Below are 25,134 nucleotides of genomic sequence, written 5' to 3'. Positions count from 1 at the left end.
TTACTCCTCGTAAGTCACCAGGCGCGAGACGAAGGCCAGGCACATGTCGAGCAGCATGCCGACCACCCCGATCATCAGGATCGAGAAGATCACGCTGGTCAGGTCCAGGTTGTTCCACTCGTTCCAGACGTAGTAGCCGATGCCGGTGCCGCCGACGAGCATCTCTGCGGCGACGATCACCAGCCAGGCGATACCGATCGAGATGCGCATGCCGGTGAGAATGGTCGGTGCCGCGGCGGGCAGGATGACCTGGAAGGCGGTCTTCAAGGGCGACAGCTGATGGGTGCGGGCGACATTGACCCAGTCCTCACGCACCCCGGCCACGCCGAAGGCGGTGTTGATCAGCATCGGCCATATCGAGCAGATGAAGATCACGAAGATCGCCGACGCCTCGGAGTCACGAATGATGAAGAGCGCCAGGGGCATCCAGGCCAGGGGCGAGATCGGTTTCAGCACCTGGATGAAGGGGTTCAGCGCCCGATACATCAGCGGCGACATGCCGATCAAGAAGCCCACCGGGATGGCGACGGCCGCCGCCAGCAGGTAGCCGGCGAGTACCCGGTAGAGAGAGTATCCCAGCTGGATGCCGATGCCCTTGTCGTTGGGTCCGGCGTCGTAGAAGGGATTGGACAGCTCCTCCCAGGCGCGCTCGATGACGTCCGAGGGCGGGGGCACCCGGGCGGTGTCCTCGACGCCGCCCATCAGCTTCTCGTACTCGGTCATCTCGACGCTGTTGTCAGCGCTGGGGACCTGATTGAGACCCTCCCAGAGGCCCAGCCCGACGACCAGCAACACCAGGGCGACCAGCGCCGCCCTCATGTTGAGACTGAGATTCCACTCGGTGGTCGTACGATCCATATCAACCCCTCCCGATGGCGAAGCTCTTCACATAGGCTTCGGGCTGGGTGTAGTCGAAGGTCTTGCCCATGATCTCGTAGTTGCGGCTGGCCTGTTCGGGGGCGTCGTAGCCCAACTCCTTCATGACCTTCCTGGCATCGCTGGCCAGGTAGACCTGCTCGGCGATCTGCTGGTAGTTGACGTCGCCCTCGATGTAGCCCCAGCGCTTCATCTGGGTGAGTATCCACACTGCCATCGAGTGCCAGGGGAAGGGGTCGAAGTCGATGCGGTCCGGCACCTGCTGGACCCCGCCAAGGCCGTCGGCGTAGGTCCCGGTCAATACCTGCTCGATGACCGTCACCGGCTGGTTCAGGTAGTTGGTCGGGGCAATCGCGGAGGCGATTTCCTTGCGGTTCTCATGCTTCGACGAGTACTGGGTCGCATCGATGATGGAGCGCAGCAGGGCGCCATAGGTGTTGGGGTTCTCGGTGGCGAACGCCTGGCTCGTGGCGAAGGCGCAGCACGGATGGCCTTCCCAGATTTCCTTGGTCAGCAGGTGGATGAAGCCGATACGCTCGTAGACGGCGCGCTGGTTGAAGGGGTCGGGCGACAGGAAGCCATCGATGTTGCCGGCCCGCAGGTTGGCGACCATCTCGGGGGGCGGAATCACTCGGATCTGAATGTCCTGATCGGGATCGAGCCCGTGCTCGGCCACGTAGTAGCGCAGCAGGAAGTTGTGCATCGAGTATTCGAAAGGCACCCCGAAGATGAAGCCCTTCCACTGCTTGGGATCGCGCTTGTCCTTGTGGTCATTGTGCAGCACGATCGCCTGGCCATTGATGTTCTCGACGGCCGGCATGATGTAGGGCTCAGGGGTCGAACCCGCACCCATGGTCATGGCTAGCGGCATCGGGGTCAGCATGTGGGCCGCGTCATACTCGCGGTTCAATGACTTGTCGCGGGCCACGGCCCAGCCTGCGGTCTTGATCACCGAGACATCCAGGCCATAGCGCTCATAGAAGCCCATCGGGTGCGCCATGATGATCGGGGTCGCACAGGTGATCGGCACGAAGCCGACGTTGAGCTTGGACTTCTCCAGCGGCCCCATGTCCTCCTTTACCGCCGCCTTGATGGCATCCATGGGCAGGAAGCTCGCCAGGGCGGCGGCCGCGGTGCCGCCACCGACCAGTTTCATGAACTGGCGGCGATGCATGTCGCTGTGGCCGAAGATGCCGCGCACCAGCGTGCTCTCCACGACACGATCGAGCATCGCTTCGTTGTCCGGCAGGGCTTCCTGCTCGGTCTTGGCATGGGCCGTATGTGCATGGTCGTGGTGGCCGGAGGTGGCCTGACAATCATGACAGTCGCACGAGCGACCATGGATCAGCGATTGGCGATGGTCGAAGGGGTTACCCAGGCTGTTGTGATCTTTCATGTTGTAGTTCACCTCACTGGATCATGGGGGAGGGGAGCCGCTTCATTGGCGGTCTGTTCGAAGGCCCAGCGTCTCGACTGGACACCGAATAAAGTTGCGAACGCCGTGCCAAATCACTTGAATGCGAATAAAAGGAATATCCGTCAATGGGTTGATGGTTGGCATGTGCAGGCCAGCCCACCTCTTATGCGTGACGATATCTCGTAATTTACGAACCTTCGTGACTATAAATGACGAGATTTCGAGTCTGTCGTGGTCCTGGTGTGTTAAAAAGAGATCACTGCCATGCGAGCCGACCCCATGCCCCTTTCCGACCAGGCCTTCCAGGCCGCTCCGCAAGCCATGCTGATCGTCGATCCCTTCGAGGACCGGCTGTTGAAGGTCAACCTTGCCGCCGAGACGCTGATGGGGGGCGATGCGGATCAGCTCAACGCACGCCCGTTCAGCCATTTTCTGAGTGCCTCCCTGCCGCTCTGGGTGACTTTCAGCGATGAAGCCCTGACGCGTCCGCCGGCCTGGTCGGATGACCTGGTGTTGCTTGACCTGGGCCGTCAGCCGCATCGGATCGAGATCTTCGCGGTGCCGTTGGCCGAGGGGTCTCGACTGCTGCTGACCCTGGTCGAGCGTGACAAGGTCGAACGCCGTCGGTCCCAGGCCGATCTGAGTCGCCAGCATCGAAGCGGGAAGGTCGGTTGGCAGCGCATAGAGCAGGTCTTCGAGCGCATCGAACGCCAGAATCAGCTCATCCTGGGGGCGGCGGGGGAGGGCATCTATGGGCTTGATGCCGAAGGCAAGACCACCTTTGTCAATCCTGCCGCCGAGCGCATCCTCGGCTGGAGCAGTAGCGACATGGTGGGTCACGATGCCCATCGGCTGTTTCATCACACGCGCATCGATGGCAGTGAGTTCCCCGTGCAGCAGTGCCTGATTCACGCCTCGTTCAGCGACGGTCAGGTCCATCGCGTCGATGACGAGGTGTTCTGGCACAAGAATGGCGAGCCGGTGCCGGTCGAATACACCAGTACGCCCATCTTCGAGATGGGGCGTCTGGTCGGCGCCGTGGTGCTGTTTCGCGACATCAGTGAGCGAAAGCAAGGCGAACAGCGACTGCGTGACGCCCTGGCGGAGGTGGGCTCGCTCAAGCGGCGCCTGGAGCTCGAGAACAAGTACCTGCAGGAGGAGATTACCGCCGAGCTCAATCACAGCGAGATCGTCGGCGAGAGCCCGGCGGTGGCACAGCTGATTCGTCAGATCGCCCTGGTGGCGCCCACCGATGCCAACGTGCTGATCAATGGTGAGTCCGGCACCGGCAAGGAGCTGATCGCCCGCGCTATCCATGCCGACAGCTCGCGGGGCGATCGCCCGATGATTCGGGTCAACTGTGCGGCGATTCCCCGTGACCTGTTCGAAAGTGAGTTCTTCGGGCATGTGAAGGGGGCCTTCACCGGGGCGACCAGCGACCGGTTGGGGCGTTTCGAGCTGGCCGATGGCGGCACCCTGTTCCTGGATGAGGTGGGGGAAATTCCCCTGGAGTTGCAGGGCAAGCTGTTACGGGTGCTGCAGGATCAGCAGTTCGAACGGGTCGGCGAGGTCCATACCCGGAAGGTCAATGTGCGCGTGATGGCCGCGACCAATCGCGACTTGCATGAGATGGTGGCCGCCGGCACCTTCCGCGAGGATCTCTATTTCCGCCTCAATGTGTTTCCGATCGCCTCGGTCCCCCTGCGTGAGCGCATCGAGGACGTGCCCCTGCTGGCACAGCACTTCCTGAAACGTGCCTGTCAGAAATTCAACAAGCCCGGAGAGCGCATCCCGCTTGCGCAGCTGGAGGTGCTCAAGCGCTATCGATGGCCGGGTAATATCCGCGAGTTGGAGAACATCATCGAACGACAGGTCATCGTCTCTCAGGACCGGCGGCTGATCTTCGATGATCTGTTGTCGGCCGAGCCAGGGCCGGGAGCTCGGACGTCGCTCCCCACGGTCACGCAGCGGGCGCCGTTGCCCGAGCAGGAACTCTCCCGTCGCCAGCGCGACAATGTCGTCACGGCACTGATGCAGAGCGCAGGCAAGGTATCGGGGGCAGGGGGGGCAGCGGAGCTGCTGGGGGTCAAGCCGACGACGCTGTTCTCACGACTTCGCAAATGGGGCATCGAGCCCGCCGACTTCAAGGCTCGCGACAGGACCAGCTGAGGCCGCGGGGCCGATGATCATCGACCCCGCGGTGGACGGGCATTCCGAGGCTGTTCGCCGTGGTGACGACGATAGCCTCAGGGCTATCGACTCCCGTCGGTGCGTCGACTGTCCGTAGAGAGCGGGTTCTGTCCCGAACTGGCGACAGGCTTGGAGTTACGAAGCCGTCGGCCACCACGGCGAGGCGTAAGATCTACCTGTTCGATGAATTCCATATCATCCCAGTCCGTTCCGTTGAGGCCCCGGGCCTTTTTATCGGGCCGCCGACCCCGACCCCCAAAGGTCCTGTCCCTCTCGCCTTCCCCGCCCTCGGGGCGGACCTCGGCGCTGAGCGGGCGCATGGGCATCAAGCCTGTCATGGCGGTGATGAGGAGGAGGCCGCCTGCCAGCCTGAACAATCGACGTCGTTCCGGGTTCGGAGTTACCGGAGGTTCGTCGGGGTGAACCGCGGGTGCAGGATAGATGACGTCCGCTACGGGCATACGGGCAGTTTGGTCCATTATTATTTCCCCTTCACTGGGTTTTTTTCGACCGCCGACGCCGGAGGGCCCAGAGTCGCGCACGAAAGTGCGTGCTAGAAGCGTGCCATCCATCAGGCCCTGGTTGAAAAGAAGTAGAAGTACATTGTGTTGAGAAAATCGACCGATCGTTCGTTTTTCTCAAAAGGCGAGAAAAACCCTGGAAAATGCACGAATTCATGCAAGGAGAGGCGCTCCGTGCGTCATGTGAGTGCATCAGACCCCGAGGGGATTCGAGCCCGAAGGCCCGTCTTCGCTGGCTCTCTAGCTGTGATCTCTCGGGCGGTTGTCCAGGCGGCCCAGCAGGCGCTGCCACAAGGAGGACATGCCGCTTCGGGCACGTGTGATCGGGTGGGGTCCGGCCGACCCGGCCAGGAACTCGGCAATCGGTGCGACCTGGTCGACCCGGTCGAGCATGGGGGCGTGGCCACAGCCGGGCACTTCGTGGGTCACCAGGCCGGGCTGCGCCTCGGCCATGCGTGTCACGCTCTCGGCCTTGAGCAGCGGCGATTGCCGGCCTCGGACGACCATCAGCGGGCAGCGGATTGCGGCCCAGTCGGCCCAGGTGTCCCGGGGGGTGTCATGGACGAATTGCTCGCCGATGCGGGGATCGTAGTGGTAGGTCCAGCTGCCGTCGGGCAGGCGACGGGCACTGCCCAGGGCGAGGCGACGCCAGGCGTCGTCACCCTCGATGCCGAAGCCCTTGTAGTGGCGCCGTAGCTCGGCCTCCAGGTCGCCGAAGCGGGTGAAGCGATGGGGCACGCCGAAGTAGCCGGCCAGATCCGCCAGACCCTCGGGGTCGAGTTCCGGGCCCACGTCGTTGAGCACCAGCCGCTCGATGCGCGCCGCGCTCTCCGGCTCGGCGGCCAGGAGCATGCCGATCAATCCGCCCATGGAGGTGCCCACCCAGGGAACCCGCTCGAGGCCGAAGTGATCGAGCAGCGCCAGTGCTACGCTCATGTAGTTAGCGTAGAGGTAGTCGTGGGCGGGGTAGAGCGACCAGCTCGACAGGCCGCGTCCCGGGGTGTCCGGGGCGAGCACTCGCCACTCGGGTCCCAACTCGCGGGCGAAGTCGGCGAAGTCGCCGCCGTGGCGGGCCAGGCCATGCCAGGCGATCACGGTGCGCGGTGCCTCGGGATGCCAGATCCTGACGGCGACCTCCAGCTCTCTCACCCTGACGAGTTCCAGAGCATCCATGGGCGTTCTCCCTCAGTGGGCCAGGCCGTAGCGGACCGAGCTCTAATGGACCGAGCTTTAACGGCCCACGCCGCGAGGGAGCATAGCGGATTTTTCCGGACAAGGGCCAGGATCCACCATCGCCTGTCAGCTTGGCGGTGGACTAAAGCAGTACACATGCGACAATGTATGTAAATTTTCTTCTTCCAGAAACCGAGGATCTACCGATGATGTGTTCCCGTCCCCTTCGTCGCACCGGCGCGCGGTTTGCCCGCCTCACCCTGCTGCCGGCGCTGGTCGCCTCGGCCTTCGCCTCACCCCTGCAGGCGGCTGATCTCCTGACCATCGCCAGCGATGCCATGGACAGCAACGCCGAGCTTGCCGCGGCCCGGTCACAGACGAGCAGCGTCGGGGCGGGGCGGGACGTGCAGCAGAGCGACCTGCTGCCACAGGTCGACCTCACGGGCAACCTGACCCACAACCGCCAGTACGAGAGCCAGTCGAGCGGTTTCCAGACCGCGGATGACAGCTACACCGGCGCCAGCCTGACACTGGAGGCCACTCAGGCGCTCTTCGATGCGCGAAACAGCCGCGAGGTGGAGCAGACTGAGCGCGAGATCGACCAGCAACTCTACCGGCTGGCTGCCACCGAGCAGCAGGTGCTGATCAATGTCTCCTCGGCCTACTTCGAGATCCTGCGTGCCCATGAGGTGCTCGAGGCCCGGCGCGCCCAGGAGCGGGCCATCGGTCGCCAGCTGGAGCAGGCCCGGGAGCAGTTCGAGGTGGGGCTGATCGCCATCACCGAGGTCGAGGAGGCCCAGGCGGCGTTCGACCAGGCGCGTGCCGAGCGCATCACGGCACAGAGCAACCTGCAGGTCAGCTTCGAGGCCCTGGAGCGCCTGACCGGCCAGCGATATTCCAGCATCGATTCGCTGGGGGACGAGATCCCCATTGCGCCTCCCACCCCCGGCGATCGCGATCATTGGGTGGAGATGGCCATGGAGAACAATCCCCTGGTACTGGCCAGCCAGGCCGCGGTCGAGGTCTCGCGCGGTAGCGTCGACATCGCCCGTGCGGGTCGCCAGCCCACGGTCAACGCCTTCGCCAACTACAACTATGCCGACGATGACCGGGAAGCGATCGAGGGCCACAACTCGTCAAGCCAGGTCGGCCTGCAGGCGAGTCTGCCGCTTTATACCGGGGGGCGGACCTCGGCCAGCATCCGCCAGAACACCTACCTGCTGGAGGCCAGCCAATATGAATTCGAGGCCCAGCGCCGCGACACCATCCAGCAGGTCCGCTCGTTCTATACCCAGGTCAGCAACGACGTCTCCACCGTGGAGGCCCGTGCCCAGGCCATCGTATCCAATCAGAGTGCCCTGGACGCCACCCGCGCCGGCTACGAGGTGGGAACCCGCAACATCGTCGATGTGCTCAACGCCGAGCAGAACCTCTACAACGCCATCGCCGAGCACGCCAGCGCCCGCTATGACTACGTGATCAACCTGCTCACCCTGCGCCAGCAGTCGGGCAGCCTGGATGTTCCGGCGGTGAAGGAGGTGAATGCCTGGCTGGACGGCGGCAGTGTCTCCTTCATCCTGCCCGAGGAGGCCGAGTCGAGCGATGCGGCCATGGAGATCGGCGAGCCGCCTCAGCCCGTGCGCTGATGCTCTTCGACGCGTTGCCTTTCCCCTTCATGACTTGCTTGACCGGACACGGATTGACAGGACCTGAACCATGCGTATTGCTTCACGCTTTTTAATTGTCATCATATTCCTCGGCGTGGTGCTGGGAGGCATCTTTGGCTACAAGTTTTACCAGTTCGGCCAGATGCAGGAGCAGATGTCCCAGCCCCAGCCGCCTGCCCAGATTTCCGCCATCGAGGCCAGTACCCAGAACTGGACACCTGCCTTCAAGGCAGTGGGCAGTATCGAAGCCGTGAACGGTATCGAGGTAGCCAATGAAGTGTCCGGTATCATCCAGGAGATTAATTTCGACTCCGGCGATACCGTCCAGCAGGGCGACGTACTTGTCCGCCTGAACGCGGACATCGATGAAGCTGCCCTGAGCACTCGGCGGGCCGAAGCCCGGTTGTCGGAACAGGAGTTCCGACGCATATCCGACCTGCTTCCGAAGCGTGCCGTGTCCCAGTCCCAGTACGACGAAGCCAAGGCGAATCTCGACGCGGCCAGGGCCCGGGTAAACGAAGCCGAGGCGCAACTGAGCAAGAAGGTCATCCGGGCGCCGTTCGATGGCACGCTAGGTATCCGCATGGTGGATCAGGGCGAATATGTTGCGACCGGAACCCCGATTGTGGAAATCAACATGCTGGATCCGATCTACGTCGACTACACCGTGTCGGAAAAAGACCTGACGAATGTGGCGACGGGCTACTCGGTGGCGGTGACGGTGGCGGCGATTCCGGACCAGACCTTTGAAGGCAATGTCAGCGCCATCAACACATCGATCAACCCCGAAACCCGCACGGTGCGCATTCGCGCCACCCTGGACAACCCTGAAAATCGCCTGCGGCCAGGCATGTTCGCGACCATCCAGACACGTCAGCCAAAGGATAATGAGGTGATCACGTTGCCGCGCATGGCGATCTCCTACAACACCTATGGCGACTATGTGTTCGTGGTTGAAGAAAACGATAACGGCGCTCTGGTGGTTAACCGCCGCAGCATCACCACCGGTGAAACCCGTGACACGCAGGCGGCGGTGCTGTCTGGCCTGAAGGCGGGTGAAACCGTGGTTGCCAAGGGGCTGCTTCGTCTGCGGGCCGGCCAGCAGGTCGAGATACAGACAGACGAGCAACCGCAGGAGGCAACCGAGTAATGCGATTCACCGACATCTTTATACGCCGGCCGGTGCTCGCGACGGTGATCAGCTTGCTCATACTCCTGTTGGGTGTAAGAGCGGCGATGGAAATGGAAATCCGCCAGTATCCCCAGCTGGAAAGCACCACCGTGACCGTTACCACGGCGTATCCGGGTGCCAGCTCGGATCTGATCAAGGGCTTCATCACCACCCCCTTGCAGCAGGCCATCGCCGAAGCCAGCGGTATCGATTACCTGACATCCACCAGCACCCAGGGCACCTCGACCATCAAGGCCGAGATGGAGTTGAACTACGACGCCAATGCGGCGCTCGCCGAGATCCAGGCCAAGGTGGCCAGTCAGCGTAACGTTCTGCCCAGCGAAGCCCAGGACCCCGTCATCACCTCCACGACCGGCGACTCCACGGCGCTGATGTACATTGCCTTCTACAGTGAGGAGCTGGATGTTCCGCAGATCACCGATTACCTGACCCGTGTGGTACAACCCCAGTTGCAGGCCATTGCCGGCGTTGGCAAGGCCGGTCTTCTGGGGCGCACCTTCGCGCTGCGGGTATGGCTGGATCCGGAGCGCCTGGCGGCCGTCGACATGACGCCTCAGGACGTGATAGCCAAGCTGCGCGCCAACAACTACCAGGCCGCTGTCGGCAACACCAAGGGTGCCTATACCGAAATCAGCATGACGAGCAACACGGACGTTGCCGATCCAGACAACTTCCGCAACCTTGTGGTCAAGCAGTTTGAAGGCACTCAGATCCGTCTGCAGGATATTGCGCGGGTCGAACTGGGGTCTCAGACCTACGACCAACTGGCCCTGTATAAAGGTCAGCCGGCCACCTATGCGGCGATTGAACTGGCACCGGGAGCTAACCCGTTAACCGTGGCGGGGCTGGTGAAGGCGGAGCTGCCCGAGATCGAAAGCCAGCTGCCGTCGGGTCTGAATGCGCGACTGGCGTACGATGCATCGGATTTCATCGAAGATTCCATCAAGGAAGTGATCAAGACCCTGCTGGAAGCCTTGGTCATCGTGCTCGTCGTGGTGTTCCTCTGTCTGGGCTCCGTGCGGGCAGCGTTGGTGCCCTCGGTGGCGGTGCCTCTGTCGCTGATTGGTGGCGCCTTCGTCATGTTGTTGTTCGGTTTCTCGCTGAACCTGCTGACGTTGCTGTCCATGGTGTTGGCCATCGGGCTGGTGGTCGACGACGCCATCATTGTGGTGGAGAACGTCCACCGGCACATCGAGAAAGGGGAAACGCGTTTCCAGGCTGCCATCAACGGTGCTCGTGAAATGGCGGTGCCCATCATCGCCATGACGACCACCCTGGTGGCGGTGTATGCGCCGATCGGTTTCATGGGCGGGCTCGTCGGTTCCCTGTTCACCGAATTCGCCTTTACCCTGGCCGGTGCCGTGTTGATTTCGGGTATCGTTGCCTTGACCCTGTCTCCCATGCTGTCGGGCAAGGTGCTCAAGCCCCACGGCAATCCCGGCCGGTTCGAGCAGCTGGTGGAGGTCACGTTCAACGGTCTCGCCAGTGGTTACAAGTCGGCCTTGCGATCGCTGATGCAGACCAAATCGGTGGTGGTGTTCTTTGCGATGGTGGTGCTGGGCTCCATCTACTTCATGGTGACGATGAGCCAGAACGAACTGGCGCCCACCGAGGATCAGGGCATTCTCTTCTTCCAGGGACAAGGGCCGCAGACCTCGACATTGAACTACCTCCAGGAGGGAGGCGCCGAAATCCAGCAACGCATGTCGGCGCTGCCGGGCTACCAGGAAGACTTCATGATCATCGGCATTACCAGCCCGAACGCGGTGTTCGGCGGTTTCAAGATGGCCCCCTGGAGCAAACGGGAGGTATCCCAGTTTGAGGTCCAATCCCAACTGAATGCCGAGCTGAGCAAGGTTACCGGTTTGCAAACCGCCGTGTTCCCTAGCCCGTCGCTGCCGGGCTCGGGTGGCGGCTTGCCGTTTCAGTTCGTGATTGCCACGGGGGGCAGTTACGAGCAGATGAACCAGGTGGCGGATGAGTTGCTGGGCAAGGCCATGGGCAGTGGCAACTTCATGTTCCTGCAGAAGTCCATCAACTTCGACCGACCCGTGATCCGTATCAATGTGGATCGGGATCGTGTGGCGGACCTGGGATTGTCCATGCAGGACATCGGCCAGACCCTGTCGAGCATGCTGGGTGGTGGTTACATCAACCGCTTCAATATGGAAGGGCGGTCGTATCAGGTCATTCCCCAGGTTGATCAACAATTTCGCCTGGACGAACAGAAGCTGAACGAATACCAGATCCGCACCGACAGCGGTGATCTGGTTCCGCTGGGCAGTGTGGTGAGCTTCACCCGCGATGTGGAACCTTCCAGCCGAACCCAGTTCAACCAGCTGAACTCCCTGACGCTGCAGGGGGTCGTCAAACCCGGCGTCGCCCTGGGTACCGCCATGGATTACATGGAGAAAACGGCCACCGAGGTGTTCCCTCAGGGCTACAGCTACGACTACACCGGCCAGACCCGGCAGCAGGCGACCCAGGGTAACGCCTTGATGGTGACGTTCTTACTGTCGCTGATCGTCATCTACCTGGTGCTAGCGGCCCAGTTCGAAAGCTGGCAAGATCCGTTCATCATTCTGATCTCGGTGCCCATGTCGGTGGCCGGCGCCATGGCATTCATCATGCTTGGCTTTGCCTCCATGAACATCTACACCCAGGTGGGGTTGATCACCCTGATCGGCGTGGTCTCCAAGAACGGTATCCTGATCGTCGAATTCGCCAATCAGTTGCAGAAGCACAATGGACTCAACAAGGTCGATGCCGTGATTGAAGCCGCCTCTATCAGGCTTCGTCCGATCATCATGACCTCTGCGGCCTTGATCGCCGCCATGGTGCCGCTGCTGGTCGCTATCGGCCCCGGGGCGGAAAGCCGCTTTGCCATCGGCCTGACCATCAGCACCGGGCTGGGCATTGGCACCCTGTTTACCATCTTCGTGCTGCCGGCGTTCTATATCCTGCTCGGTCGTGAACACCAGGCATCATAGGACGCTGGATAGGAGCAGGCACTGGGCCGGGAATGATACGACTCGGCGAACAGCGGAATCGCGGCCTCACCCGGCGGGTGGGGTTCGCATCAGGGCCAGCTGGGTGTCCACCAGGGTCGTGCCGCGCTCGAGGATCGAGAGCTGCTGGTGGTTTGCGCAGCCAGTCAGGGAAGTGGCCGGTGAGTATGCAGTGCAGCAGACGGGGGCCAACGTCCGGGGAGATGCCGGAGGCGCCTGGCCGACTGGAAGCGGCCACCTGAACCGCCGTATATCGAACACTGTTGACGGTGGTCTGGTTGCTTCTCGTTGCTTCTCGTTGCTTCTCGTTGCTTCTCGTTGCTGAAAGTTTCTGGATCAGTCGCCGAGATACGTCTAGCTTGAAATCAAGCTGTCTGGTTTAGGGTACATATGGTCTGATGCCACTCGAGCCTAGGCTCGCCCCGGTGAACTCCAATGAACGTCAAAGGGGAAAAAACGGACCTGCAAGGGGCCGTTCGTCTCTGTCGTCAAGCCTTCACTTCAGTGGGCTTCTTCAGCCTGTTCATCAACTTGCTGATGCTGGTCCCCGCTATCTACATGCTCCAGGTCTACGATCGGGTCCTCTCGACACAGAGCCCCGATACCCTGCTGATGCTGACCCTGGTCGTGTTGTTCCTGTTCGCCATCATGGGGTTGCTCGAGTTGATTCGCTCCCGGATCCTGGTGCGCATCGGCAACCGGCTCGATACCCTGCTCAACGGCCGGCTCTACCGTGCGATGTTCCACCGCAGCCTGATCAGTGACGGCAGCGGCTCGGCCCAGCCCCTCGACGATCTCGCCAACCTGCGTCAGTTCCTCTCCGGCAACGGCCTGGTGGCGCTGTTCGATACCCCCTGGGTGCCGATCTACCTGGCGGTGCTGTTCCTGTTCCACCCCTGGCTGGGGCTGTTTGCCACCGCCTCTGGCCTGGTGTTGCTGGCGCTGGCGGTAGCCAGCGAGAAGGCCACTCAGCCGCTGCTGGCACAGGCCCATGGCGAGAAGATCAAGGCCCGCGAACAGGTGGTGTCCAACCTGCGCAATGCCGAGGTGCTGCATGCCATGGGCATGCTGCCGGGCATCATGGCGCGCTGGTCGCAGCGCCATCACCGTTATATGGCCGGCATGTCCCAGGCCAATGACCGCAGCGGTACGCTCGGCAACCTCTCCAAGGTGCTGCGCCTGCTCGCCCAGTCGCTGATCCTGGGTCTGGGCGCCTGGTTGGTGCTGCGCGGCGAACTTACTCCGGGCATGATGATCGCCGGATCCATCATCATGGGGCGGGCGCTGGCCCCCATCGACCGCGTGATCGGCTCCTGGAAGAGCGTCGTCTCGGCACGGGGCGCTTACGAGCGCCTCGACACCTTGCTCAGGAAGACACCCGACGAGCAGGAGCGCATGTCGCTGCCGGCCCCGCGTGGCGAGATAGTGGTGGAGGGTGTGGCCGCGGCGCCCCCCGGCAGCCGCACGCCCACCCTGGGCGGCATTGAACTGGCGGTAGCGCCTGGGGAACATGTCGGCATCATCGGCCCTAGCGCCGCGGGCAAGTCGACCCTGGCCCGGGTGCTGCTGGGTATCTGGCCGCCCCTGGTTGGCACGGTGCGTCTCGACGGTGCCGACATCACGTTGTGGAATCGCGAAGAGCTCGGCCCCCACGTTGGTTACCTGCCCCAGGACATCGAGCTGTTCGAGGGCAGCGTGGCCGAGAATATTGCCCGCTTCGGTGAGGTGGAGACCGAGGCGGTGGTCAGCGCCGCGCGCAAGGCCGGCGTGCATGAGATGGTGCTGGGGCTTTCCGAGGGCTACGACACACTGATCGGCCCTGGCGGTGCCGGCCTCTCAGGCGGCCAGCGCCAGCGTATCGCCCTGGCTCGGGCGCTCTATGGCCGACCGGTGGTGGTGGTGCTCGATGAGCCCAATGCCAGCCTCGATGATCGCGGAGAATATGCCCTGCGCGCGGCGATCGCTACGCTCAAGCGCGAAGGGGTGACGCTGTTCGTGATCAGCCACCGTACCCACCTGTTGAAGGGAATGGACAAGCTGCTGATGCTGCGTGACGGGCGGATCCAGCTGTTCGCCCCGACTGCGGAGGTGCTGGCAAGCCTCGCTGGCAAGGCGGCAGTTGCCCAGAGTGCCGGGCAGGCGGCGCGAACAGGGATGACGGCGGTGGTCGCCGGTCAGTCCGGCGCGGCGAAGCCCTCTGCTGCAGGAGACAACGACAATGAACAGACTGCTTGACTTCGACGAGCATCGGAAGGTGGCGCCCGGCCCCCCGGCCATCCTGGAGGGCGAATATGCGCTGCAGGTGCCGGTCAACAGCCGCCGCTATCAGCGCCTGGGACTACTGGTGCTGCTGCTGGCGCTGGGCGGTTTCAGTGGCTGGGCCTTCACTGCCAACCTGGCCGTGGCCGTGGTTGCTCCCGGTCATGTAACCGTGGAGTCTTTCCGCCGTTCCGTGCAGCACCTGGAAGGCGGCGTGGTACGCGAGATCCTGGTCGAGGATGGTGACCTTGTCGAGGCGGGGCAGCCGCTGGTGGTGATCGATGACACTCGGGCGCGAGCCCAGTTGCAGATCGTGCGCAACCAGTACCTGGTGGGCAAGGCCACCGAGCTGCGCCTGCTTGCCGAGCAGCGCGGCGATGACGCGCTGGCCTTTCCTGCGGAGCTGCTCGGCAGCGACCTGTCCAGAGTCCGCGAGATGCTCGCCGTGCAGCAGGCCCTGTTCGTGGCCCGTCGCCAGTCGCTGCATGGCACCCTCGAGGCCCTCGACGAGCAAGCCATCCAACTGAATCAGCAGATTCAAGGACTCGAGGAAATGGTTCGCTTCGGTGAGCAGGAACTGGCCTCGCTGCGGGTAGAGGCCAATGACCTGCGTGGCCTGTTCAAGAAGGGCATGGTCAGCAATCAGCGGTTGCGCGAGGTGGAGCGTGACCTCCTGGCGCTATCCCGCGAGGTCGCCAGCTACCGCTCCGATATCGCCCGCCTCGGCTCCCAGGTCAGCGAGAGCCGCATGCAGCGGGAGATCCGCCTGCAGGAATTCTATCGCGATGTGGGGGAAGAGCTTCGCCAGGCCCAGGTCAGCGTCACCGAGGCCGAGGAACGCATCAATGCCCTGGCCGATCAGGTGGCGCGCACTACCCTCACCGCCCCGGTGGCAGGCATCGTGGTGGAGCGCCGGGTGCACTCGGTTGGCGATGTGGTGCGCCCCGGCGACCCGCTGCTGGATATCGTGCCAGCCGATGGGCGTTTCCTGGTCGAGGCCCGGGTGGTGGATCGCGATATCAACCGCCTGCACCCCGGCCAGCTGGCGGAGATCCGCTTCACCGCCTTCAACCAGCGCAGTACCGACATCATTGCCGCGGAGGTGGTCTTCGTCAGCGCCGACAGTCAGCTGGACGAAGCCACAGGCGTCCGCTTCTATCGGGTGCGGCTACGCGTGCTCGACAATGAACGCGACAAGGTCAACGAGCAGATGCAACTGCTGGCCGGCATGCCCGCCGAGGTGATGATTCACACCGGCGAGCGCACCTTCGCCAGCTACATCACCAAGCCTGTCCAGGACATCCTGGCGCGTGCCATTCGGGAGGGCTGAGCATGATGACACCTTTCGCTGCATCACAAAGCTGCCTGGCACTGCCCGTCGGGGGAGAGACATGGTAGGGGATGCCCCCCTGATTCAGCTGGTGACCGAGTTGAACGCTCCGGCCCAGCTATTCGGCGACTTCCTTCACCAGCAGTTGGACTGCAAGGTGGTCCTGCTCTCACCGCAAGCCACGCTCAAGCCGAGGGAGGGCTGCCATCTACTGGTTCTGCTGGATGTCGATCATCTCGATGATGCAGCCCTGCACGAATGGCAGCGACAGGCCGGTGATCTGTCTGAGATTACACTGGCTGCCTTCAACCTTCGTGACGAGCGCCATGCCGTCGAGCTGCTTGCCAGCCTGAACCTCTTTGGTGTCTTCTATCGCAGCGACAGCCTGGCGCTGATCTGCAAGGGGCTGAGGCTCATGCTGACCAAGAGACAGCCCTGGATGACGCGGTCACTGATGGCTCGGCTGCTCGACAACTACCGGCACCACCAGATCGATATCTATCGTCCCACCTGCGGGCTTACCAGGCGTGAATTGGAGATACTCAGCCTGCTCGGGTCCGGGGCTTCCAACAGGGAGATCGCCGACCTGCTATTCGTCAGTGAACATACCGTCAAGTCACACCTCTACAATGTCTTCCGCAAGATCGATGTGCACAGTCGGAGTCAGGCGATCCACTGGGCTCATCTCCACCTGGGTACTCCCCCCCTCTTAAAACGCCGCAAATCCTAGTAACGCACGGCCTTTTCTCCTGCTATTTCATGACTCTCGCGTCTTTGACCGATGCGCTGCACGCTTTCGAAAGTGAAATATATCAGCCTTTTCAGGCCCCCTCGGATAAACAAGCGTATGGCGAGAGTATCCGACACGTTGTATCCCCTTTGAATTAAATATCTCATACGTCGGGAATTAAGTTATCTCACGCTAAGGCGTGTGATTTCTATGGGCTTTCTAAAGTGAAATATATCAGCCTTTTCAGGCCTCCTCGGATAAACCAGCGTATGGCGAGAGTATCCGACACGATGTATCCCCTTTGAATTAAATATCTCATACGTCGGGAATTAGGTTATCTCACGCTAAGTCGTGTGATTTCTATGGGCTTTTTCTAGCGATGCTGACAGCAGATAATTGATTCCCTTTGTTCATGTAATTCATCAATAAAATCGCGATTATTTGGCTAATTGTTGTTTGAGGGTTCGGCTTTCTTGGCTCCCTGCTGGCGAACACCTTGCGCGTCCTTCTGGAGGCATTGGACGAAACTCCCATCCAGTAGCGGCGCCAGGGCGATCCATGCCGTCAAGCCGATTACCGGCGTGCTGGCAAGGGCCGTCAGGGAAGAATGAGGGGCCGTCTCGAGAGGGGAAGATGCCCCCTTACGACGTTGCCGGACCTCGGAGTGGGTCAGATCAATGAAAAAAATCGAATCTCGCAGGGAGCATTCACATCCAGGGATCGGGAAATTCGCGGAGGTGTGTCATGTCAGATCATACAGTGAATATCACTAGTCCCATCGCGGTCGACGAAACTCCTGATGTGCAGGACACGCCGCTGAAGGACGAGATCGACGTCGTCGATGGACTTGGAATTCCGATTCTTTCCGACCTCTATACCACCTGGGGAACACCCGAGAACCTCGCCTACAAGGCGAATATGATTGAGACCCCACAGGGGGTCACGACCCTCCGCTGGGCGGTGAACGAGGCTGGAGGCGACGTCGTTAACGTCGACAGTGGCATGAAGGCACTCGACCCCGTATCGAATAGCTACGAAACGGTCATTCTCAACTACGCCCCGGGCGATGACAATATCCTCATCGGGACGACAGAGACAGGCGAAAATGTCGCTTTCATCGCGGTGATCGTGGAAGCCGCGGACGGTCTATCCGCCGACGTCTATCTCCTGGATTACCTGCCGAAGGAGCATAGTCTGGGCGGGGAGAACCACGATGACGTCTTCACGCTGGACAGCCTCTGGGTCCATGTCAGCGTGGATCAGAGCGTCGATTTCGACTTCGACGGCGCCCCCTCGGGGAACAACGTTTTCATGGCGTTCGGCGACCCCACTGTCCCCTATGACCCCAGTAATCCTGATGACCCTGATAGGGTTTCGATCGTGGTCACCGGCCGTACCGTGGGCGAGGAAGTCAACAGCAGCCATGCCGGGAGCGAACCCACGTCGCTGGCCGCCAATAGCAACAACATCAACGCCGGCGAGGGGCTGGCCATCACCTATGTGAAAGGCATGGTGGGAGACTTTCTGGTCCCCAACCTGAGCGGGCCCGAGGCGAGCGACCCCAACAACATCCAGTTCGACACGCTGCAGACGGCCACGCAAGCCTCGGTGACCATCGTCAAGGTGGGGCCCAGCGACACGACTGCGACGGTGCGTCTCACCGCGCTTTCAACTGAAAAGGAATTGGGCAGCGATTTTATTCCGGGTATCGGCATTCTAGGCGACCCCGGGGATAATGATACGGAGATCCCGATTACCGCGGTCTGGGTCAATGACACTTTATTGACTCCAGTAGATTACACGTATGACGGCAACACCGTGGTGATCACGGGAATCATCAACAATGATGTCATCACCTTCGAGACCACCCTCGACCACAACCGATTCCTTGTGGCCAACGGCGGGACGGGCAACGCCAGATTTAACGTCGGCGACGTGGCCATCGAAGACATCGATGTCCAGACCGACGCGGATCCCGTCACCCTCGAGTTCTACGATGACGGGCCGAAGATCGACCTGGCGCTCGGGGAGGGCGAGCTGCAGACCGACGACGGAGCGCTCCCGGGCGGCAATGCCGGCGGCACCACGACCGACATCGAAGGGCTGGGCAGCCTGTTCACGGTGGTGGCGGCCGGGACCGGGACCGGTGCGGATGACGCCGGCGACGGCGACGACATCGTCTACACGCTCGAGCTGGGCGCCAACACCAGCCCCGGGCTGGTCGATACCGCCACGGGGAACCTGGTCTTCCTGTTCGAGGAGAGCGGCGACATCGTCGGGCGCGAAGGCACCAACGCCACCGACGCGGAGACCGGTGACGAGGTGTTCCGCCTCGCGGTGGACGGCGGCACCGGCGCGGTGACGCTGACCCAGAGCCGCGCGGTCGAGCACGACACCGCCGATACGGCTGACTACCCGACCGACACCACCGGGCTCGGGGGGGCTGACGCGGTGTACCTGCGCGGCACGATCAGCGATGACGAGAGCGCGGCCGACACCGCCACCGACGCCATCGACATCTCCGGCAAGATCTCCTTCACCGACGACGGGCCGAAGATCGACCTGGCGCTCGGGGAGGGCGAGCTGCAGACCGACGACGGAGCGCTCCCGGGCGGCAATGCCGGCGGCACCACGACCGACATCGAAGGGCTGGGCAGCCTGTTCACGGTGGTGGCGGCCGGGACCGGGACCGGTGCGGATGACGCCGGCGACGGCGACGACATCGTCTACACGCTCGAGCTGGGCGCCAACACCAGCCCCGGGCTGGTCGATACCGCCACGGGGAACCTGGTCTTCCTGTTCGAGGAGAGCGGCGACATCGTCGGGCGCGAGGGCACCGACGCCACCGACGCGGCGACCGGTGAGGAGGTGATCCGCCTCGCGGTGGACGACAGCACCGGCGCGGTGACGCTGACCCAGAGCCGGGCGGTCGTGCACAGCACCCCCGACACCTCGGGCTATGCCACCGACATCACCGGGCTCGGGGGAGCGGACGCGGTGTATCTGCGTGGTACCATCAGCGATGACGAGACCAACGCCGACACCGCCACCGACGCCATCGACATCTCGGAGAAGATCTTCTTCACCGACGACGGGCCGAAGATCGACCTGGCGCTCGGGGAGGGCGAGCTGCAGACCGACGACGGCGACCTGGCGGGCGGTAACACCGGCGACGGCACCGGCACCGACAGCGATACCCAGGGCCTGGGTGACCTGTTCACGGTGGAGGCGTCCGGGACCGGGACCGGTGCGGATGACGCCGGCGACGGCGACGACATCGTCTACACGCTCGAGCTGGGCGCCAACACCAGCCCCGGGCTGGTCGATACCGCCACGGGGAACACGGTCTTCCTGTTCGACGAGAGCGGCGACATCGTCGGGCGCGAGGGTACCGACGCCACCGACGCGGCGACCGGTGAGGAGGTGATCCGCCTCGCGGTGGACGACAGCACCGGCGCGGTGACGCTGACCCAGAGCCGGGCGGTCGTGCACAGCACCCCCGACACCTCGGGCTATGCTACCGACATCACCGGGCTCGGGGGAGCGGACGCGGTGTATCTGCGTGGTACCATCAGCGATGACGAGACCAACGCCGACACCGCTACCGACGCCATCGACATCTCGGAGAAGATCTTCTTCACCGACGACGGGCCGAAGATCGACCTGGAGCTCGGCACGGAGACGCTGCAAACCGACGACGGCGACCTGGCGGGCGGTAACACCGGCGACGGCACCGGCACCGACAGCGATACCCAGGGCCTGGGTGACCTGTTCACGGTGGTGGCGGCCGGGACCGGGACCGGTGCGGATGACGCCGGCGACGGCGACGACATCGTCTACACGCTCGAGCTGGGCGCCAACACCAGCCCCGGGCTGGTCGATACCGCCACGGGGAACACGGTCTTCCTGTTCGACGAGAGCGGCGACATCGTCGGGCGCGAGGGCACCGACGCCACCGACGCGGCGACCGGTGAGGAGGTGATCCGCCTCGCGGTGGACGACAGCACCGGCGCGGTGACGCTGACCCAGAGCCGGGCGGTCGTGCACAGCACCCCCGACACCTCGGGCTATGCCACCGACATCACCGGGCTCGGGGGAGCGGACGCGGTGTATCTGCGTGGTACCATCAGCGATGACGAGACCAACGCCGACACCGCCACCGACGCCATCGACATCTCGGAGAAGATCTTCTTCACCGACGACGGGCCGAAGATCGACCTGGCGCTCGGGGAGGGCGAGCTGCAGACCGACGACGGAGCGCTCCCGGGCGGCAATGCCGGCGGCACCACGACCGACATCGAAGGGCTGGGCAGCCTGTTCACGGTGGAGGCGTCCGGGACCGGGACCGGGGCGGATGACGCCGGCGACGGCGACGACATCGCCTACACGCTCGAGTTGGGCGCCAACGCCGCGGCGGTCACGCTGGTCGACACGGCGACCGGGAACACGGTCTTCCTGTTCGAGGAGAGCGGCGACATCGTCGGGCGCGAAGGCACCAACGCCATCGACGCGGAGACCGGTAACGAGGTGTTCCGCCTCGCGGTGGACGGCGGCACCGGCGCGGTCACGCTGACCCAGAGCCGCGCGGTCGAGCACTACACGATCAACACGGCATCGCCCTACAATGGCGACAAGACCGGGCTCGGCGTGACCGACGCGATCCGGCTCGTGGGTACGATCAGCGACGACGAGACCGCGGCCGACACCGCGACCGACTTCATCGACATCTCGGAGAAGATCTTGTTCACCGATGACGGCCCGGCGATCACAGGACTCGATGATACCGAGATTCTGCAGTTCTTCGCTGGAGAGTCGGATAGCGACGCGGGGTTCCTCAGCTATGGCGCCGATGGTGAGAGGGACTTCGTGATCACCGGCTTCGACTTCACTCCCTTGGGCGAGACGAGCCTTGGGACTATATCCGGCAGCCTGTCTCCCGATGGCACGGTGTTGACCCTGAGCAGTGATCTGATTGTGGAAGGCGGTGGCCAATTCGGCGACTTCTTCCAGATCACCCTCGATGGGTCGGGCACCGGCAGCTATACGGCGCAGGTGCTCCAGGATAAGCCGATCCTCGAATTGGCGCTGATCGAGGATACGACCACACCCGGTGGCCCCGTGGAGCATATCGACCTGCCGGAGGGTGATCCGATCGTGACGCTGGATGGGTTCCTCTTCACCGATCCGAATGACACGTCAGACTTGATGACGACCTACGAGGATGGCGACAAGGACCTCAGCAGAGATCCATCTCTCACCGCTCAGGAGCTAGCCGCAGACGACATCAATATCAGCAACAAGGGGGGCGCGCTGAAGGATCAGCAGTTCGATGCAGGCGAGGGACTGGCGCTTCTCTTTAACGACGGAGTCGCCGGCGTCAGGTTCATCGTTGATGGGGGGACGGGGTCCCCTGGCTCAATGCTCACGATCAAGATGGCGGGGTATGATGAGTCGGGCAATCCTGTGAGAGACAAGGATGGTAATTTCGTGACTGAAGTTACCTTCCCACTGCCGAAGGGCAATGCCCTCCAGGAGGTTGTGTTCGAGGCCGAGGAGGGGGAGGAAATCTCTCAACTCATTCTCATCCATGACGCCACGGACAACGGCTTCCGTATCCCGGAGATCTATGCCTTCACGTTCGCCGATATCCCGGACATCGAGGGAACGGTTACCGTCGAGGCGACGGACGGCGACTTCGATGAGGCAGCCGATACCTTTGCCTTCTTCATCGACGGCGATGGTAGTGAAGCGATCGACCCGGGAATTGTCATCGCATAGCGATGGCGGTGTAAACCCGCAAGGCGGCGGCCACCCGGCCGCCGCTTTCTTTTACACGGCGGCATCCTCTCGGGCCAGCAGGGCCAGCTGGGTGTCCACCAGGGTCGTGCCGTGCTCGCGAAGCGAGTAGGCCTCGGTGTCGCGCAGCCAGTCGTGGAACAGGCCGCTGAGTATTGCCTGGAGCAGGCGGGTGGCGATCAGGGGGGAGATGCCGGCCCTGAGATGTCCGGCGTCATGGGCCGCGGTGAAGTAGTCCTGCAGGGCCTCGACGCAGTCGATGACCATCTCGTCCAGCATGGTGTTGGGGTCGATGTCGCTGAAGAATTCGCAGCGATACACCAGGATGGCGTGAACCCGCCTGTTGCGCGGCTGCTCCAGGCGCATGAAGCCCTGCTGGCAGCCCAGACGGATGGCCTCCAGCGGCGAGGCGTCGGCGGCATTGGTCTCGTCGACCAGCTCCTGGAACGGCATGCGTACCCGGTCGAGCATGGCCCGGAAGAGGTCGGCCTTGTTGTGGAAGTGCCAGTAGACGGCGCCGCGGGTCACACCGGCATGGCGGGCGATCTGCTCAAGCGAGGTGCGGGCGACGCCTCTCTCGAAGAACACTTCCTCGGCGGCATCGAGCAGGGCCTCGCGGGTGGCTTCGGCGTCGGCCTTGGTACGTCTGACCATGACGACGGGCTCTCCAGCGATGACAGGATGGGACCATTCTACGCGAGTGCACGTGTCCGGGCGATGGGGCGGCGGGCTCGTCTTCCACGGGCCATTGGCGTATAAGGAAGGCAAGGAAAACACCGTCTTGTGACGCAAGGATCGCACCATGGCCCGTTCCCACTTCGAGCTCGCCGGTACCCGCGTCGCCCCGGGCTCGCGTATCCAGATCGATGTGCCCGTGGCGCGTCTGTATACCCATGCGCCCCTCTATATTCCCCTGGAGGTAGTGCATGGCCGACAGTCGGGTCCGGTGCTGCTGGTCTGCGGCGGCATCCACGGCGACGAGATCAACGGCGTGGAGATCGTGCGCCGCCTGCTGCGCTCCAAGCAGCTCCAGGGGCTGCGCGGGACCCTGATCGGGGTGCCCATCGTCAACGTCTTCGGCTTCGTGCAGCACAGCCGCTACCTGCCGGACCGTCGCGACCTCAACCGCTGCTTCCCGGGCAGCGAGTCGGGCTCCCTGGGGGGGCGGGTGGCGGCGCTGTTCCGCGAACAGATCGTCGACCAGGCCAGCCACATCATCGACCTGCACACCGGGGCGATCCACCGCACCAACCTGCCGCAGATCCGCGCCCAGATCACCCCCGGCGGCGAGACCGAGCGCATGGCCAACGCCTTCGGGGCGCCGGTGATCCTCAATGCCGACCTGCGCGAGGGCAGCCTGCGCCACTATGCCCAGAACCGTGGCATCCCGGTGCTCACCTACGAGGCGGGGGAGGCGCTGCGCTTCGACCAGTGGGCGATCACCCCGGGGGTGCGCGGCGTGCTGCGGGTGATGCGCCGGCTCGGCATGCTGACCGGCGAGCATCGCCGCCGCCCGGCCCCGTCGGCGGAGATCGCCAACGGGTCGAGCTGGGCGCGGGCGCCCATCGACGGCATCCTGAGGCCCAAGGTGCGGCTCGGCGCACGGGTGGCCAAGGGCGAGTTGCTGGGGCGGGTGGCGGACCCCTTCGGCAACGCCGAGGGGGAGGTGCGTGCCGTCGCCGACGGCATCGTTATCGGCATGAGCCGGCTGCCGCTGGCCAACGAGGGCGAGGCGCTCTTCCACATCGCCCGCTTCGATGCCATCGAGGAGGCCGAGAGCGCCATCGAGGACTTCCACTCCAGCCTCGAGCCGCCCACCGACTCGCTCTACTGACCCTGTCGCCTGACACCTGAGCCATACGACAACGGCGCCGTTCGCTCGGCGCCGTTTCGCGTTCTGGAGGGTGTCTCGCGCGGGCAGGGGCATGCCGCAGGACACTCCATGCCAAGGCTAGGCCACGGCGGCGGGCTCGCGTTCGGCCACCAGGCCCAGGGCGTCGTCGAAGACCTGCAGGCCGGCGCCCTCGAGGTGGGCGTTCTCGGAGAGGTGGCGGCGGAACTTGCGACCGCCCGGCTGGCCCTGGAAGAGGCCCAGCAGGTGGCGTGTGAGGTGGTTGAGCTTCGCGCCCTCGTCGAGGCGACGGGCGATGTAGGGGCGCAGGGCGCGGGCCGCCGCATGCCGGCTCTCGGCCGGGCCCGGCTCGCCATAGAGCGCGGCATCCACGCCAGCCAGGAGCCAGGGGTTCTGGTAGGCCTCGCGGCCGACCATCACGCTGTCGACACGCTCGAGCTGCTCACGGCACTCGTCGAGGGTCTTGATGCCGCCGTTGATGCCGATGTGAAGCTCGGGGTGGCCCGCCTTGAGGCGATGCACACGCGGGTAGTTGAGCGGCGGCACGTCGCGGTTCTCCTTGGGGGAGAGCCCCTCGAGCCATGCCTTGCGGGCGTGCACGATGAAGGTGTCGCAGCCGGCGTCGGCCACCGTGGCGATGAAGCGTTCGAGGTCGGCATCCTCGTCCTGGTCGTCGATGCCGATGCGGCACTTGACCGTGACCGGGATCGACACCGCCTCGCGCATGGCACGCACTGCCGCCGCCACCTTCTCCGGATGGCCCATCAGGCAGGCGCCGATCAGGTTGTTCTGCACACGGTCACTCGGGCAGCCGACGTTGAGGTTGACCTCGTCATAGCCCCAGGCCTCGGCGATCGCGGCGCACTCGGCGAGCTCGCCGGCATCGCTGCCGCCCAGCTGCAGGGCGAGCGGATGCTCGACCGCCTCATGGCCGAGGAATCGGCTGCGCGGGCTGCCGTGCAGGATGGCGCCGGTGGTCACCATCTCGGTATAGAGCAGCACGCGGCGGGTCAGGGTCCGGGCGAACGCGCGGTAGTCGCGGGTCGTCCAGTCCATCATCGGGGCCACTGAAAAGGTGCGGTCGAGCGGTTGCATCGGCATCACGGGGTATCGGTCGGGAAGG

At 63.5% G+C, this 25,134-nt stretch carries 14 protein-coding genes; 9 read left to right on the top strand and 5 right to left on the bottom strand.

Going from position 1 to position 25,134, the window contains the following annotated elements; genetic code table 11:
- Nucleotides 1–858 (bottom strand): nitrate ABC transporter permease, encoded by an 858-nt coding sequence (ntrB, locus tag ABE960_RS04330; protein WP_349761012.1) that lies wholly within the window; start codon nt 856–858, stop codon nt 1–3.
- A gap of 1 nt (nt 859) precedes the next feature.
- Nucleotides 860–2,272: a CmpA/NrtA family ABC transporter substrate-binding protein gene (locus ABE960_RS04325; RefSeq protein WP_349761011.1), complete on the bottom strand. Its 1,413-nt coding sequence runs from the start codon at nt 2,270–2,272 to the stop codon at nt 860–862.
- A 285-nt stretch (nt 2,273–2,557) separates the two neighbouring features.
- On the opposite strand from ABE960_RS04325, the gene ABE960_RS04320 reads away from it, so the two are divergent.
- Nucleotides 2,558–4,462, top strand: a complete 1,905-nt coding sequence (locus ABE960_RS04320) for a sigma 54-interacting transcriptional regulator (RefSeq protein WP_349761010.1) — start codon at nt 2,558–2,560, stop codon at nt 4,460–4,462.
- Nucleotides 4,463–5,244: 782 nt separating this feature from the next.
- Here the strand turns inward: ABE960_RS04320 and ABE960_RS04315 are convergent.
- Nucleotides 5,245–6,177 (bottom strand): alpha/beta fold hydrolase, encoded by a 933-nt coding sequence (locus ABE960_RS04315; protein ID WP_349761009.1) that lies wholly within the window; start codon nt 6,175–6,177, stop codon nt 5,245–5,247.
- A 206-nt stretch (nt 6,178–6,383) separates the two neighbouring features.
- Here ABE960_RS04315 and ABE960_RS04310 point away from each other — a divergent pair, with 206 nt between their 5' ends.
- The 7 genes from ABE960_RS04310 to ABE960_RS04280 all read left to right on the top strand — a co-directional run bounded on the left by ABE960_RS04310 (nt 6,384) and on the right by ABE960_RS04280 (nt 22,141).
- Complete coding sequence (locus ABE960_RS04310) at nt 6,384–7,823, top strand: TolC family outer membrane protein (RefSeq protein ID WP_349761008.1); 1,440 nt, start codon at nt 6,384–6,386, stop codon at nt 7,821–7,823.
- A gap of 70 nt (nt 7,824–7,893) precedes the next feature.
- The gene (locus ABE960_RS04305) at nt 7,894–8,994 is read left to right on the top strand and encodes an efflux RND transporter periplasmic adaptor subunit (protein ID WP_349761007.1); all 1,101 of its coding nucleotides are present in this window, start codon (nt 7,894–7,896) and stop codon (nt 8,992–8,994) included.
- Nucleotides 8,994–12,026, top strand: a complete 3,033-nt coding sequence (locus ABE960_RS04300) for an efflux RND transporter permease subunit (RefSeq protein WP_349761006.1) — start codon at nt 8,994–8,996, stop codon at nt 12,024–12,026. The genes ABE960_RS04305 and ABE960_RS04300 overlap by 1 nt, the downstream gene beginning before the upstream one ends.
- Before the next feature lie 453 nt (nt 12,027–12,479).
- Nucleotides 12,480–14,279 (top strand): type I secretion system permease/ATPase, encoded by a 1,800-nt coding sequence (locus ABE960_RS04295; RefSeq protein ID WP_349761005.1) that lies wholly within the window; start codon nt 12,480–12,482, stop codon nt 14,277–14,279.
- Complete coding sequence (locus tag ABE960_RS04290; RefSeq protein WP_349761004.1) at nt 14,263–15,633, top strand: HlyD family type I secretion periplasmic adaptor subunit; 1,371 nt, start codon at nt 14,263–14,265, stop codon at nt 15,631–15,633. Before ABE960_RS04295 ends, ABE960_RS04290 begins: the two co-directional genes overlap by 17 nt.
- A 61-nt stretch (nt 15,634–15,694) precedes the next feature.
- The gene (locus tag ABE960_RS04285) at nt 15,695–16,363 is read left to right on the top strand and encodes a helix-turn-helix transcriptional regulator (protein WP_349761003.1); all 669 of its coding nucleotides are present in this window, start codon (nt 15,695–15,697) and stop codon (nt 16,361–16,363) included.
- Between the two features lie 744 nt (nt 16,364–17,107).
- The gene (locus tag ABE960_RS04280) at nt 17,108–22,141 is read left to right on the top strand and encodes a DUF5801 repeats-in-toxin domain-containing protein (RefSeq protein ID WP_349761002.1); all 5,034 of its coding nucleotides are present in this window, start codon (nt 17,108–17,110) and stop codon (nt 22,139–22,141) included.
- Between the two features lie 51 nt (nt 22,142–22,192).
- Here ABE960_RS04280 and ABE960_RS04275 read toward each other — a convergent pair whose 3' ends face one another.
- Nucleotides 22,193–22,813 (bottom strand): TetR family transcriptional regulator, encoded by a 621-nt coding sequence (locus tag ABE960_RS04275; protein WP_349761001.1) that lies wholly within the window; start codon nt 22,811–22,813, stop codon nt 22,193–22,195.
- A gap of 148 nt (nt 22,814–22,961) precedes the next feature.
- On the opposite strand from ABE960_RS04275, the gene ABE960_RS04270 reads away from it, so the two are divergent.
- Complete coding sequence (locus tag ABE960_RS04270) at nt 22,962–23,993, top strand: succinylglutamate desuccinylase/aspartoacylase family protein (protein ID WP_349761000.1); 1,032 nt, start codon at nt 22,962–22,964, stop codon at nt 23,991–23,993.
- Between the two features lie 117 nt (nt 23,994–24,110).
- Here the strand turns inward: ABE960_RS04270 and dusA are convergent, their stop codons facing one another.
- The gene (dusA, locus tag ABE960_RS04265; RefSeq protein WP_349761387.1) at nt 24,111–25,106 is read right to left on the bottom strand and encodes a tRNA dihydrouridine(20/20a) synthase DusA; all 996 of its coding nucleotides are present in this window, start codon (nt 25,104–25,106) and stop codon (nt 24,111–24,113) included.
- Nucleotides 25,107–25,134: the final 28 nt, after the last annotated feature.

Origin of the sequence: Halomonas aquatica, assembly GCF_040196335.1 — a bacterium.
Taxonomy (GTDB): domain Bacteria; phylum Pseudomonadota; class Gammaproteobacteria; order Pseudomonadales; family Halomonadaceae; genus Halomonas; species Halomonas aquatica.
This window is presented reverse-complemented; position numbering and strand designations above follow the sequence as displayed.